Genomic DNA, 14,014 nt, shown 5'->3' with positions numbered 1-14,014 from the left:
AAATGATGAAGTTTCTGTAAATTTGCCCCGAAAACAGGTATTGCATTCTGAGCGCCGCTGTGGTATACTCTCCCCCGACAGGTGCCATCTCCCTGTCCAAGCGCCTTGACCGGGCGTTCGTTCGGGCCTCAGGATAGAGGCTCCGTTCTCTAAACAAAAAAATGGAGGTTTTTTTATGTCCAAATGGTCTTCCCGGCAGCTTGCAACCGCTGCCATCATCGCCGCGCTGTATACGGTGATGAGCCTGATGTCCTCTGTGTTCGGACTGACATACGGTGCGATTCAGTGCCGCTTTTCCGAGGCGCTGACGGTCCTGCCGTTCTTTTTGCCGGAGGCGGTCCCGGGCCTGTTTGTAGGGTGCCTTGTCACGAACCTCATGAGCACGGTGGGGCCGCTGGATATCATCCTCGGCTCCATGGCAACGCTCTTGGCCGCACTGTGGACAGCGAAGATGCCGAACAAATGGCTGGCGCCCCTGCCACCGGTCATCTGCAACGCTGTGATCATCGGCGCTATGATCGCGTGGTACGAGGCGGGCTTCGGGCCCGGCTTTGGCGCTGCCTTTGCCTATAACGCCGTGACAGTCGGTATCGGCGAGGCCATCGCGTGCTACGTGCTGGGAATGCTGCTGCTGGCTATTCTGCCCCGTGTTCCCGCGCTGCGGGGGCGGCTGACCGTCCGGGGCTGAAAGGCTGTTGGTGTGCGGAAAATGAAAAAGGAAAGTCCATGCGGTTTTACCGCATGGACCTTCTTTTTTTGTACGCAAGGGTTTAGCCGTTTTCAAAGGTCAGCCGCATCTGATACCACACCGCGCCGCCGTGAACGGAGCTGGAAACGCCCTCATTCACAAAGCCCAGCTTGGCGTAATAGTGCAGCAGGTGCTCCTTGCAGGTCAGCACCAGCCCCCGGCGGCCCTGCGCCCGGGCGTCCGCAATGGCGCGGCGCAGCAGCGTCTCCGCAATGCCCTGCCGCCGGCAGGCGGGGAGCGTGTTCACACCGAAGATCATCTGCCACGCGCCACTCTCATCGTGCAGCGCCGCCTGCGCGTACAGTTCATCGGTGAGGTCTGCCTGATTTGTCACCATTCCGTCCACAAAGCCTGCCAGTTTTTCTCCATCCCACATGAGCCAGAAGTGGCTGCCGTAATGGCGCAGCCGGTCCGTCAGCTCCGTTTCTGTGGCAGCCTCCGCCGCGGGGAAGCACGCCGCCTCCACAGCCGCCACGGCCTTTGCGTCATTTACGCTTCCAAGTTTGATTTCCATGGTTATCCTTTCTTTTTTCGGGGCTTCGGCAGCGGCGTGACACGCTCCAGCACCGCCAGTACCGCCGCAGCCCGCTCTGTATCGTCCATATCCAGAATATAGTGCTCCTTGGAGCCGGAGTAGGGGACGCCGGTGGGAGCGCTTTTCATCAAATCGGCCAGTTCCGGCAGCCTTTTGACAAATACCGTGTTGTCGCAGACCAGCAGCACTGGCCGGTCATTGAGATAGACCATGTATTCGCCGAACATTTTCCGACAGCGGGCGGCCTCCGGCTCCGGCAGCCGCTCCAGCACATAATCAAGGTAGTCCTTCGTGGTCGCCATATCCGCCTCACAGCTCCAGCGCCAACTGACCGTCATCGCTGTCCGGGGCCTTCAGGCCAAATTCACTGGGCAAAAAGCGGGGGCACACATTTTCCGAGGTGCAGATAACGGAGGCTGCCAGTCGGGCGCCGATGGTGCAGGACTCCGCCAGCGTCTTGCCGTAGGTCAGCCCCATGGTGACACCGGCGAAGAAGGCGTCTCCCGCGCCGGTGGTGTCCTTTACATCCACCCGCTTTGCGGGGCACCAGCCGCGCTCCCCGTCCAGCGTGGCGTAAACAGCCCCCTGCTCGCCCATGGTCACCACTATGCCCGGCAGCGCCGCCGCCTGAACGTGGTGGGATAGAACAGTCTCCAGCTCTGCGGGCGTTTTGCCCTCGTAATCCTCGGAAAACAGAATACCCGCCTCCTGCTGGTTGCACACAAAGCAGGCGCAGGAGCGCAGAAAGTCCCGCCGTTCCACGGCAATGCTCATGTTGGAGACCACGGCAAACACCGGCTTATGATATTTTTCCGCAAAGGCAAAGACCCGCTTCACGATTTCTTTATCCATGTCAATCTCCAGCGCGATGCTGTCGGCGTCCCGGAAGATTTCATCCCCCTGTTCCTCTAAAATATCCAGAATCGGGGAGAGGTCGGGGCGCTTGGAAATGGACGCGGCCACATCGCCGCCGTTATCGAATACCGCCAGCCAGGTTCCCATTCCGTCCGGTACGGTGCGGATATAGTCGGTGTTGACCTTGTGAGCTCTCAGCTTGCGGACAACGTCCGCCCCGGTGCCGGTATCGTCCACGAGACTGACAAAGGTGGGGCGCAGCTCCACGTTGGCAATGTCCTCCGCCAGATTGCGGCTGACGCCGCCGTGGACCACCTCCACCCGGCCGGAGTTCCGTCCGCCGGGGATATAGAGATCGGAGGGATACCCCTTGATGTCCACAAAAACCGCGCCTAAAACCACAATACCCATGCTCTGCTCTCCTAAAATACAAAATGTGTCCACATTCTACCATGGCACACCGAAAAAGTCCAGAGGGCAAAGGGAATTGCCAAGCCCGGCCGGACATGGTACAATGCGGGTATCAACCGACGGGCGCTCTGCGCCGGCGGAACGGAAAGAGGAGTGACGATGGATACAGCGATTCGCCTGACCCAGATGACCGCAGCCTCCGGCTGCGCCGCCAAGCTGGGACCGGGGACCTTATCGGATATTCTCAAGGGCCTGCCGAACGGCAGCGACCCTAATTTGCTGGTGGGCTTCGACACCAATGACGATGCCTGTGTGTACCGCATTACCGATAAGATCGCGGCCATTCATACCGTGGATTTCTTTACGCCCATTGTGGATGATCCCTTCTGGTTCGGACAGATCGCCGCCGCCAACGCCCTCAGCGATGTGTACGCCATGGGCGGGCGACCTGCTGTGGCCATGAACCTTTTGTGCGTGCCCTGCTCGCTGCCGCAGGAGGTTATCCGCCGCATTTTGGAGGGCGGACACCAGAAGGCGGTGGAGGCGGGCTGCGTCATTGCCGGGGGCCACACGATTCAAGACCACGAGCCGAAATACGGCCTCTGCGTCACCGGGTATGTCCATCCAGACAGGGTGCTGCGGAACGTGGGCGCGCAGCCGGGGGACGCGCTGATTCTTACAAAGCCCATCGGCACCGGCGTGCTGACTGCCGCCGCCAAAGGAGATTTGGTGACGCCGGAGCAGTATGAGCGGCTGCTGCACTCCATGGCCACGCTGAATGCGGCAGCGGCGGAGCGAATTACCGCCTGCCCGCATATCCACGCCTGCACGGACGTCACCGGCTTCGGCCTTCTGGGTCACAGCGACGAAATGGCACGGGGCAGCGGCGTGACAGTCCGGCTGTACAGCAGGAGAATCCCGCTGCTGCCGGGGGCGCTGAAACTGGCGGAAAGCGGCATACTGCCCGCCGGAGCCTATCGGAACATGGCGTATGTCCGGCCCCGGCTGTCCGTCGCGGATACGGTGCCGCAGGCGCTGGCGGACCTGATTGCGGACCCGCAGACCTCCGGCGGGCTGTTGGTCGCTCTGCCGGTGGAGGAGGCGGGGGCGCTGGCCCGGGATCTGCGCGCCTGCTGCCCGGAGAGCGCCGTGATCGGCACGGTGCTGCCAAAGCAGGACTATTCTGTAGAGATCGTTTAAAAAACAGCGCCTCGCGGATGACCGTGGGGCGTTGTTTTTTCTTGTGTATCACGAAGCGGCATGGTATACTGGGGTTGCAATACGATAAGTAAGGAGTGTGCGTAATGTCTCAGACAGTCGATGCAATGGGGAAGCAGTGCCCGATTCCCGTGGTCATGGCCCGGCAGGCCCTTCAGGGGATGCAGACGCCGGATACGCTGGTGGTTCTGGTGGACAATGAGGTGGCTGTTCAGAATCTTACAAAGCTGGCGGGGAGCTGCCATCTGCCGGTCCGGGCGGAAAAGCTGGGGGACAAGCGGTTTGAGGTCACTATGGACGTTGCCGCGCCGGTGACGCCGGAGCCGGACGCGGAGGTCTGCCTGCCGGATCAGCGGGGGGATACCGTCATCGCCGTTGGCTCCGACCGGATGGGCGACGGAGAGGAGGCGCTGGGGAAAACACTGCTGAAGGGCTTTTTATACGCAGTAAGTCAGCTTCCCTCTCTGCCGCAGACCATCCTTTTTTACAATACCGGTGCGCGCATCACCTGTTCCGGCTCCGACTCCCTGGAGGATTTGAAGTTCATGGAGGCGCAGGGCGTGGAGATTCTGACCTGCGGTACGTGCCTTGATTATTACAAGCTGAAAGAAACGCTGGCCGTGGGCGGCGTGACGAATATGTACGTCATTGCGGAAAAGCTCTCTGCCGCCGGAAAGGTCATCAAGCCGTGATCTATCTTGATAATGCCGCCACCACCCTTCATAAGCCCCGCCGGGTCATTGAGGCGGTGGCGGCGGCCATGGACTCCATGGGGAACTGCGCCCGGGGGACCCATGATGGGAGCCTCACCGCTGCCCGGACCATTTACGCCGCCCGGGAAAAGCTGGCGGCGCTGTTCCACTGCCCCCGGGCGGATCATGTGGCCTTTACCTGCAACTCCACAGAGGCGCTGAACATCGCCATCAATGGCCTGATAGGGCCAGGAGATCATGTGGTCTCAACGGATCTGGAGCATAACTCCGTCCTGCGGCCGCTGTACCGCCTTGAGGCGGAGCGGGGCGTGACGCTGGACTTTGTTCCAGCGGACCGGCAGGGCCGGATCAGCTATGACGAGCTTGCCCGGCGCGTCCGCCCCGGTACGCGGGCGGTGGTCTGCACCCACGCCTCCAATCTTACGGGGAACGCGCTGGATATTGCCCGTATCGGTGCCATCGCCCATGGCCGGGGGGCGCTGTTCATCGTGGACGCCTCCCAGAGCGCCGGCGTCCTGCCTATCGACATGGAGACCCAGCACATTGACGTTCTGTGCTTTACGGGGCACAAATCCCTGATGGGACCGCAGGGCACCGGCGGGCTGTGCGTCCGGGAGGGTGTTGCCATCCGTCCATGGAAGGTGGGGGGCACCGGCGTCCAGACCTACAGCAGTACCCAGCCGCCACAGATGCCGACAGTGCTGGAGGCCGGGACGCTGAACGGCCACGGCATTGCCGGACTTTCCGCCGCGCTGGATTTTCTTCGGGAGACCGGCATAGATACCATCCGCGCCCATGAGGACGCACTGGCTCGCCGGTTTTATGAGGGGGTGTCCGGTATACCGGGCGTCACGGTCTACGGCGATTTTACCGGGCCGCGGACCGCGGTGGTTTCCCTGAATATCCGGGACCTTGATTCCGGCGAGGTGTCGGATACGCTCTCCGAGGTCTATGGTATCGCCACCCGGCCCGGCGCCCACTGCGCCCCTCGGCTCCACCGGGCGTTGGGGACGGAGACACAGGGCGCGGTGCGCTTCAGCTTCGGTTGGTTCAATACAGCAGAAGAAACGGACGCGGCCATCCGGGCTGTCAGGGAGATAGCGAGATGAGAGAGCGGATATTCTGGCTGGTGGTGACGTTCCACACCACAGCGGCGGCCATGGCCATGGAGGCCCTGTGCAAGGAGCAAAGCCTTCCCGGCCGTCTGATTCCCACGCCCCGGGAGCTTACCGCGGACTGCGGCATGGCGTGGCGGGCGCCGCCGGAAACGGAGAAATCGCTGCGGGCCTTGGCGGCGGCGCGGCAGCTTGACTGCGCGGAATGGCGGACGCTATTGCTTTGAGTTTGCTGTGCGATTTTACTGCATTAAAAAACGTCCCCTGACACGGTATTCGTGTCAAGGGACGTTTTTTATCCTTCAGGAAATTTGCGGGGAGTTGGTACGCTTCTGGCAGTCCGGGCAGATGCCCTCCACCACCAGCCGGTGGCCCAGTACCCGATAGCCGGTTTCCCGAGAGAGCTGCGCGTCATACGCTGCGTCATAGGGCAGGTCCACATCTACTACGCTGCCGCAGAGCACACACCGCATATGGTGGTGGGGGTCTGCGCGCAGGTCGAAGCGGTCGCAGTCGGCCATGACCACGCGGTAAATATCCTGCTTTTCACACAGCAGATTCAAATTGCGGTAGACCGTTCCCCGGCTGACATGGGCGTCCCGCTCCCGGACACTTTGATAGATCTGCTCTGCCGTGGGGTGATCCTGCCGGCTCCGAACGGCGTCCAGCACCAGTTGGCGCTGGCGGGTATTGCGCTGCTGCTTCATGGCCGCACCTCCTCTTTTCTTTTTAGGACATTGTATCAAAAAGAAAGAGAATACACAAGAGGGGAATTCTGGAAAATCACTGCAAATACAGCCATCAGATGTTTAAAAGCGCTTTGGCGGAGCGGAAGGTGCGCCGCAGGAAAATGCCGCTGAGAGTGGCGGAGACGATCTCGGCGATGATGAAGGCTGTCCACACAAGGTCCAGCCGCCCCGTTTGGGCCAGCAGCCATGCCACCGGCAGCAGCACAACCAGTTGGCGGCAGACGGAGATAATGAGGCTGTAGAACGGGTTGCCGATGGCCTGACACACAGAGCCCGCAATGATGCCGAAGCCTGCCAGCGGGAAGTGGATGGAAATGATTCGCAGCGCCCGGTCGCCAATCTCCAGCATTTCGGGGGAGGCGTTGAAGAAGCCCAGAAGGGTAGAGGGGAACAGCTGGAACACAATGAGGCCGCAGGTCATGATGCTGATGGCAGTGGCCACGGTGAGCTTCACGGTCTTGTTCACCCGGTCCATCCGGGCGGCGCCGAAGTTATAGGAAATAATAGGCACCATGCCGTTATTCAGGCCGAACACCGGCATGAATACGAAGCTCTGGAGCTTGAAGTAGGCGCCGAACACCGCCGTGGCGGTTTTGGTGAAGCCAAAGAGAATTTTGTTCATGCCGAAGGTCATGATGGAACTGATGGACTGCATCACGATAGAGGGGAAACCCACCCGGTAAATTTCCTTGGCGATGATGGTGTTCCAGCGAATTTCCCGGGGGACGATGTGGATGTCCGGGTTTTTCTTCAGGTTCATGATGATGGCGAGAATCGCCGCCAAAATCTGACCCGCCACCGTGGCAACAGCGGCACCGGCCACCTCCAGCCGGGGGAAGCCGAACAGGCCGAAAATGAGGATGGGGTCAAGGACGATGTTCGTTATGGCGCCCACAAGCTGCGTGCACATGGCCAGCGTGGTCCGGCCGGTGGATTGCAGCAGCCGCTCAAAGCAGAACTGGCAGAAAATGCCGATGGAGCAGCCAAGGCAGATGGTAGCGTACCGTGTGCCGTACTCCACGATAGCGGTCTCGCTGCCGGCCTGAAGCTGGAAGAAGGTCCGGGAGAAGAAAACGCCGATCAGGGCAAAGACAACAAAGTTGCACAAGGCCAGAAAAATACCGGTGTTGGCGGCTTTATCGGCCATGTCCTGCCGCTTCTCGCCCAAGGAGCGGGACAGCAGCGCGTTAATGCCGACAGCGGTGCCGCCGCCGAAGGCGATCATCAGATTTTGCAGGGGGAAGGCCAGAGAGACCGCGTTGAGGGCGTCCTCGCTGAGCTTGGCCACGAAAATACTGTCTACCACATTGTAAAGAGCCTGCACCAGCATGGAGATCATCATGGGAATCGCCATACCGGCCAGCAGCCTTCCAACGGGCAGAACGCCCATCTTGTTTTCCTGCGGCGCCGCGCCTGCGGTGTTTTGCGTATTCATGCGTTTCAAAATTCCTTTCTTTTTCATGCGCTTCCAGAAAAAGGACGCGGCCCTTCAGCCGCGCCTTTCAGGTACTTGATTTTACGGTTACTTCTTCAGTTCGCCGGTGGCAAGCTGGGTGAGGTAGGCATTGAGGAACCCGTCCAGATCACCGTCCATGACATTATCGATTTGGCTGGTTTCGTAGCCGGTGCGGGTGTCCTTTACCAGCTGATAGGGCATGAACACGTAGGAGCGAATCTGGCTGCCCCACTCGATTTTCATCTGCACGCCCTTGATGTCGGAAATCTTCTCCGCGTGCTGCTGAATCTTCAGCTCAATGAGCTTGGCGCGGAGCTGCTTCATACAGTTGTCCTTGTTCTGGAACTGGGAGCGCTCCTGCTGAGAGGCCACCACAATGCCGGTGGGCTTGTGGATGAGGCGCACGGCGGAGGAAGTCTTGTTGATGTGCTGGCCGCCTGCGCCGGAGGAGCGGTAGACCTGCATCTCAATATCCTCGGGGCGAATTTCCACCTCGACATCGTCCGGCAGCTCCGGCATGACCTCCACGGCGGCAAAGCTGGTCTGGCGGCGGGCGTTGGCGTCAAAGGGGGAGACGCGGACAAGCCGGTGGACGCCGTGCTCACTTTTCAGCAGTCCGTAGGCGTTTTCACCTTCAATGGACACCACGGCGGACTTGATGCCCGCCTCGTCGCATTCCTCGTAGTCCAGCGTTTTCCACGCAAAGCCATGGCGCTCCGCCCAGCGGGTATACATCCGGTAGAGCATCTGGCACCAGTCCTGCGCCTCGGTGCCGCCGGCGCCGGCGTGGAGCTGGAGAATCACATTATTGGAATCGTATTCGCCGGAGAGCAGTGTGGTCATCCGGGCCTCCTCTACGCTTTCCTCCAGCGCGGCGAACTCCGTTTTGATCTCCTCCAGTGTCTCGGCGTCCTCTGCCTCCTGCCCCATTTCGCACAGGGCGGTGAGGTCCTCCCATGTGCTGGTGAGCCTGCGGAAGCGGTTTACCTTATTTTGAAGCTGCTTCAGCCGGGTCTGAATCTTCTGGGAGCGCTCTAAATCGTTCCAGAAGCCGTCCTGCGTGGTCTCATCCTCCAAACGGGCGGCCTCCTGCGCGGCGGAGTCGATGTCAAGGGCCTGCTTCAGCTTTTCCAGCTCCGGCTCCAGTTCCCGCAGCTTTTGCTTATATGCGTCATATTCGATCAAAGCCATATCGTTTTCTCAACTTTCCTCTCGAAATATTCCTTTAGCTTCAACATTATATAGAAGTTTGCCCTGTTTGTAAAGAGAAAAATGCGAAAACCGCGAAAACGTGGCGTGGGCGCACAGGAGAATCAACGCTTTACACAGAATTTACAAAAAAGTCATAAAAAAATAGTTGAAATAAACAAAGTGAGATGTTATAGTAGGCACAACAAACAAAGGAAAGGAGGAATGTGAAATATGCTGAACAATTTCATCATGGATCTGGACGATCTGATTTTCCAGGATCAGGAGCAGAGCCACAGCGAGCGGTAAAACCCCGGAAGAGCCACGCCGAATGGGCGTGGATTTTTTCTGCCCTTTTTTCGGATGTGAAAATTCCACAAACGGCGCAATCGTTTTGCCGCAGGGAACGGCGGGCAAATCAGGTGAAGTCTTTGAATTTATTCGTGAATATAGCGGAAATCAGGTTAGTTTACGGCATGAATGTGCAAAATTGTGTAACGAAAACGGTATACGCAAACGGAAATGCCGAAAAAATAAAACGAAAATTCGGAAACATTCCACATTTCTTTTGGCTAAAACGTAAAATTTGTACAAATTACACAGTGGCTTAGGTAAATTTACTTGAAAAGAGACCGCGCGATTGGTAGAATGATACAGCAGTAATTTCCAAGTCGATTGAAAAACTGTTGAATTTTTTAAGGAGTGGAAAAAATGGAAAACATCATTTGGGTTGCCCTTGTATGTGCAGTCCTTGCGCTGGTGTTTGCCGCGTGGAAGACCTCCGTGGTTTCCAAGGCAGATGCCGGTACGGAGCGTATGCGGGAGATTGCGGAGAGCATCAGCGACGGTGCCCGGGCGTTCCTGTTTGCCGAGTATAAGATTCTGGTCATCTTCGTGGCGGTGCTGTTCGTGCTCATCGGCCTGTTCATCACATGGCTCACGGCAGTGTGCTTCCTGATCGGCGCGGTCTTCTCCGTGTGCGCCGGCTATGTAGGCATGAATGTAGCCACGAAGGCCAATGTCCGCACCGCTGCCGCCGCCAAGGCCAGCGGCATGAACAAGGCTCTGGGCATCGCCTTCTCCGGCGGCTCCGTCATGGGTATGTGCGTGGTGGGCCTCGGCCTGCTGGGCTGTGCCGGTATCTATGCCGTGACCGGCAACGTTGAAATTCTCACCGGCTTCTCTTTGGGTGCTTCCTCCATCGCGCTGTTTGCCCGTGTGGGCGGCGGTATCTACACCAAGGCCGCCGATGTGGGTGCTGACCTTGTTGGTAAGGTCGAGGCCGGTATCCCCGAGGATGACCCCCGGAACCCTGCCGTTATCGCCGATAACGTGGGCGACAACGTGGGCGACGTGGCCGGCATGGGCGCTGACCTGTTTGAGTCCTATGTGGGCGCTCTGGTGTCCGCGCTGACGCTGGGTATCGCCGTGACCGGCACCTTTGCCGGTGCCGGTGCTCTGTTCCCCCTGATTCTGGCTGCCGCCGGCATCGTGGCCTCCATTATCGGCTGCTTCTTTGTCCGCGGCGATGAAAACTCCAATCCCCACAAGGCCCTGAAGATGGGCTCCTATGTGTCCTCCGCCATTGTGGTGGTCCTGTCCCTGATTTTGAGCAATACCTTCTTCGGCGGTATGTCTCAGGCCATCGCCATCATTGCGGGCCTGATCGTGGGCCTCATCATCGGTATTGTCACCGAGATCTACACCTCCGGCGATTATAAGTCCGTGCAGAAGATCGCCCAGCAGTCCGAGACCGGCGCTGCCACCACCATCATCAGCGGCATTGCCGTTGGCATGATGTCCACCGCCGTTCCCATTCTGCTGATCTGCGTGGGTATCTTTGTTTCCTACACCGTGGCGGGCCTGTACGGCATTGCGCTGGCCGCTGTGGGTATGCTGTCCACCACCGGCATCACCGTGGCTGTGGACGCCTACGGTCCTATCGCCGATAACGCCGGCGGCATCGCAGAGATGAGCGGCCTTGAGCCTCATGTCCGTGAGATCACCGACAAGCTGGACGCCGTTGGCAACACAACTGCCGCTATGGGTAAGGGCTTCGCCATCGGCTCCGCCGCCCTGACCGCACTGGCCCTGTTTGTCAGCTACGCGCAGGCTGTCGGCATTGCCGATACCGGCATCAACATTCTGGACTCTCGGGTGACCATCGGCCTGCTCATCGGCGGTATGCTGCCCTTTGTGTTCTCCGCTCTGACCATGGACTCCGTTTCCAAGGCCGCCTACAGCATGATCGAGGAGGTGCGCCGCCAGTTCCGCACCATCCCCGGCATCATGGAGGGCACCGCGAAGCCTGATTACAAGTCCTGTGTGGCTATCTCCACCACCTCCGCTCTGAAGGAGATGCTGGTTCCCGGCGTTATGGCCGTTCTGGCGCCTCTGGCCGTGGGCCTGCTGCTGGGTACCGGCGCACTGGGCGGTATGCTGGCAGGTGCGCTGGTCACCGGTGTGCTGATGGCCATCTTCATGTCCAACGCCGGCGGCGCTTGGGATAACGCCAAGAAGTATATCGAGGACGGCAACCACGGCGGCAAGGGCAGCGAGGCCCATAAGGCCGCAGTGGTGGGCGATACCGTGGGCGATCCCTTCAAGGATACCTCCGGCCCCTCCATCAACATCCTTATTAAGCTCATGACCGTTGTTTCTCTGGTGTTTGCTTCTATCTTCACCGCAGGCGGTCTGCTGTAAGCCAAAAGGAAATATTACGCTTTTGGGCGGCTCCCGCAGAATGCGGGAGCCGCCCTTTTATTACAGATGTGAGTGGTTTATTTGACCGGCAAACCGGCAGCGGAGTATTTTGAAGGCGGCTCGTTTCGTCGATTTGACGGTAAAAACGCAAAAAGGAGTTCTTGACATAGTAAACGATTGCCAATATAATAATTGGTGAAAATCCGGCGAAATGCCGAACCCCAGCTATTCGGCAAATTCAGATAGAAAAGGAGATCGGATATGATCTATTCCACTGAAGTGCAGAATATGTGCCCTGTGGCCAAGGGCGCGTATCACGGTCCGGCCCCCATTCCCGAGGAGGGTAAGTGGGTGCAGGCCAAGGAGATTCGGGACATTTCCGGCCTGACCCACGGTATCGGCTGGTGCGCGCCCCAGCAGGGCGCCTGCAAGCTGACGCTGAACGTAAAGGACGGCGTCATTGAGGAGGCGCTGGTGGAGACCATCGGCTGCTCCGGCATGACCCATTCCGCCGCCATGGCCAGTGAGATCCTGGTTGGAAAGACCATTTTGGAGGCGCTGAACACCGACCTTGTGTGCGACGCCATCAACACTGCCATGCGAGAGCTGTTTTTGCAGATCGTCTATGGCCGGACGCAAACGGCTTTCTCCGAGGGCGGCCTGCCGGTAGGCGCGTCGCTGGAGGACTTGGGTAAGGGCCTGCGGAGCCAGATCGGTACCATGTTTGCCACCAAGGAAAAGGGCCCCCGCTATATGGAAATGGCCGAGGGCTATGTCACCCGCGTGGCGCTGAACGCGGACAATGAGATCATCGGCTATGAGTTTGTGAACCTCGGTAAGATGATGGATGCCATCAAAAAGGGTACGGACGCCAACGAGGCGTTAGAGAAGGCCAAGTCCCATTACGGACAGTGGGACAGCGCTGTCAAATACATCGACCCCCGTCAGGAATAAGAGAAGGAGGATTGTGTTTGCATAGCGCAAACACAATCTAAAAATCGCCAACCGCTCGCCGCTGGAGCGGCAACCGCGGTAGATGCGAAATGACCATTTCCTTTTTAGGGAATGGTTCTTCGCAATCAAGTATGACGAAAGGAAATGGTCATCACCATGGCTCTGTTTGAAAGCTACGAGAGAAGAATCGACAAAATCAATTCCGTCCTTTCTCAGTACGGAATTTCCAGCGTGGAGGAGTGCCGCGACATCTGCAAGGCCGCGGGCTTCGACCCCTACGAGATCGTGAAAGGTATCCAGCCCATCTGCTTTGAAAACGCCTGCTGGGCCTACTGCGTGGGCGCGGCCATTGCGCTGAAAAAGGACGTGAAGACCGCTGCCGAAGCGGCGGAGGCCATCGGCATCGGCCTGCAGTCTTTCTGCATTCCCGGCTCCGTAGCCGAGGAGCGCAAGGTGGGTCTGGGCCACGGTAATCTGGGCGCTATGCTGCTGCGGGACGAGACGAAGTGCTTCGCGTTTCTGGCGGGCCACGAGTCCTTTGCCGCCGCCGAGGGCGCCATCGGCATCGTTCGCAACGCCAACAAGGCCCGGAAGGAGCCTCTGCGGGTCATTCTCAACGGACTTGGCAAGGACGCCGCCCAGATCATCAGCCGCATCAATGGCTTCACCTATGTCCAGACGCAGTTTGATTACTATACCGGCGAACTGAAGATCGTCCGGGAGGTAAAATATTCTGAAGGCGAGCGGGCCGCGGTCCGCTGCTACGGCGCGGATGACGTCCGGGAGGGCGTGGCCATCATGCACCACGAGGGCGTGGATGTGTCCATCACCGGCAACTCCACCAACCCCACCCGGTTCCAGCATCCTGTGGCCGGTACGTATAAGAAGGAATGCATTGAGCAGGGCAAGAAGTATTTCTCCGTGGCCTCCGGCGGTGGTACGGGCCGCACCCTGCACCCGGACAATATGGCAGCCGGCCCTGCCTCCTACGGTATGACTGACACCATGGGCCGGATGCACTCCGACGCTCAGTTTGCTGGCTCCAGCTCCGTGCCCGCCCATGTGGAAATGATGGGATTCCTCGGCATGGGCAACAACCCAATGGTTGGTGCGACTGTGGCTGTGGCCGTTGCTGTTGCTGAAAGCAAAAAGTAAACGAAAAGTCCTGAAATCATAAAAAATTGGAACTTTTCTGATAAAAATAAAAACACCCGTTTCACGAAGAAACGGGTGTTTTTTGCCTTGTCTTGACAAAGGCAACCCCCGGCTATGCCGGGGGAGAAAAAGAGCTTATAGCGAGGGGCGGAGTAGACAAGAAAAAGTCTCCAAGTTAGAGTGAATGAAAGGTTTGCCGACCAAATTCACAAAA

The 14,014-nt window shown here is 58.7% G+C and carries 15 protein-coding genes; 9 read left to right on the top strand and 6 right to left on the bottom strand.

Going from position 1 to position 14,014, the window contains the following annotated elements; all coding sequences use genetic code 11:
• Positions 1-175 precede the first annotated feature (175 nt).
• Complete coding sequence (locus PY311_RS00075) at positions 176-688, top strand: QueT transporter family protein (protein ID WP_286146625.1); 513 nt, start codon at positions 176-178, stop codon at positions 686-688.
• Positions 689-770: 82 nt separating this feature from the next.
• On the opposite strand, the gene PY311_RS00070 is transcribed toward PY311_RS00075, so the two are convergent.
• From PY311_RS00070 to PY311_RS00060, 3 genes are read right to left on the bottom strand one after another with little or no spacing between them, the layout of a single operon-like run.
• On the bottom strand, positions 771-1,262 hold the full coding sequence (locus PY311_RS00070) for a GNAT family N-acetyltransferase (RefSeq protein WP_286146624.1): 492 nt from the start codon (positions 1,260-1,262) through the stop codon (positions 771-773).
• A 2-nt stretch (positions 1,263-1,264) separates the two neighbouring features.
• Positions 1,265-1,585: a hypothetical protein gene (locus tag PY311_RS00065; protein ID WP_286146623.1), complete on the bottom strand. Its 321-nt coding sequence runs from the start codon at positions 1,583-1,585 to the stop codon at positions 1,265-1,267.
• Positions 1,586-1,592: 7 nt separating this feature from the next.
• Entirely contained in the window at positions 1,593-2,549 is a 957-nt protein-coding gene (locus PY311_RS00060; RefSeq protein WP_286146622.1) for a carbohydrate kinase family protein, read from the bottom strand.
• A gap of 159 nt (positions 2,550-2,708) precedes the next feature.
• Between PY311_RS00060 and selD the strand changes: the two genes are divergently transcribed.
• From selD to PY311_RS00040, 4 genes are all read left to right on the top strand, one after another.
• Entirely contained in the window at positions 2,709-3,749 is a 1,041-nt protein-coding gene (gene selD / locus PY311_RS00055; RefSeq protein WP_286146621.1) for a selenide, water dikinase SelD, read from the top strand.
• Positions 3,750-3,853: 104 nt separating this feature from the next.
• The gene (gene yedF, locus PY311_RS00050; protein WP_286146620.1) at positions 3,854-4,459 is read left to right on the top strand and encodes a sulfurtransferase-like selenium metabolism protein YedF; all 606 of its coding nucleotides are present in this window, start codon (positions 3,854-3,856) and stop codon (positions 4,457-4,459) included.
• Positions 4,456-5,589, top strand: coding sequence for an aminotransferase class V-fold PLP-dependent enzyme (locus PY311_RS00045; RefSeq protein ID WP_286146619.1), 1,134 nt, complete (start codon positions 4,456-4,458; stop codon positions 5,587-5,589). Before yedF ends, PY311_RS00045 begins: the two co-directional genes overlap by 4 nt.
• Positions 5,586-5,822 (top strand): putative Se/S carrier protein, encoded by a 237-nt coding sequence (locus PY311_RS00040; RefSeq protein ID WP_286146618.1) that lies wholly within the window; start codon positions 5,586-5,588, stop codon positions 5,820-5,822. Before PY311_RS00045 ends, PY311_RS00040 begins: the two co-directional genes overlap by 4 nt.
• 75 nt (positions 5,823-5,897) lie before the next feature.
• Here the strand turns inward: PY311_RS00040 and PY311_RS00035 are convergent, their stop codons facing one another.
• From PY311_RS00035 to prfB, 3 genes are all read right to left on the bottom strand, one after another.
• Positions 5,898-6,302, bottom strand: coding sequence for a Fur family transcriptional regulator (locus PY311_RS00035; RefSeq protein ID WP_286146617.1), 405 nt, complete (start codon positions 6,300-6,302; stop codon positions 5,898-5,900).
• A gap of 94 nt (positions 6,303-6,396) precedes the next feature.
• Positions 6,397-7,779 carry an MATE family efflux transporter gene (locus PY311_RS00030; RefSeq protein ID WP_286146616.1) on the bottom strand — a complete coding sequence of 461 codons (1,383 nt, stop codon included), beginning with the start codon at positions 7,777-7,779 and terminating at the stop codon, positions 6,397-6,399.
• A gap of 87 nt (positions 7,780-7,866) precedes the next feature.
• Entirely contained in the window at positions 7,867-8,991 is a 1,125-nt protein-coding gene (gene prfB, locus PY311_RS00025; RefSeq protein WP_286146615.1) for a peptide chain release factor 2, read from the bottom strand.
• A gap of 224 nt (positions 8,992-9,215) precedes the next feature.
• On the opposite strand from prfB, the gene PY311_RS00020 reads away from it, so the two are divergent.
• From PY311_RS00020 to PY311_RS00005, 4 genes are all read left to right on the top strand, one after another.
• Entirely contained in the window at positions 9,216-9,599 is a 384-nt protein-coding gene (locus tag PY311_RS00020) for a hypothetical protein (RefSeq protein WP_286146614.1), read from the top strand.
• 100 nt (positions 9,600-9,699) lie between these two features.
• Positions 9,700-11,691 carry a sodium-translocating pyrophosphatase gene (locus PY311_RS00015; RefSeq protein ID WP_286146613.1) on the top strand — a complete coding sequence of 664 codons (1,992 nt, stop codon included), beginning with the start codon at positions 9,700-9,702 and terminating at the stop codon, positions 11,689-11,691.
• A gap of 261 nt (positions 11,692-11,952) precedes the next feature.
• Complete coding sequence (locus PY311_RS00010; RefSeq protein WP_286146612.1) at positions 11,953-12,645, top strand: iron-sulfur cluster assembly scaffold protein; 693 nt, start codon at positions 11,953-11,955, stop codon at positions 12,643-12,645.
• Between the two features lie 156 nt (positions 12,646-12,801).
• On the top strand, positions 12,802-13,800 hold the full coding sequence (locus tag PY311_RS00005; RefSeq protein ID WP_286147057.1) for a GGGtGRT protein: 999 nt from the start codon (positions 12,802-12,804) through the stop codon (positions 13,798-13,800).
• Positions 13,801-14,014 lie beyond the last annotated feature (214 nt).

It is taken from the genome of Neopoerus faecalis, from assembly GCF_029218125.1.
GTDB classification, from domain to species: domain Bacteria; phylum Bacillota; class Clostridia; order Oscillospirales; family Oscillospiraceae; genus Oscillibacter; species Oscillibacter faecalis_A.
This window is presented reverse-complemented; position numbering and strand designations above follow the sequence as displayed.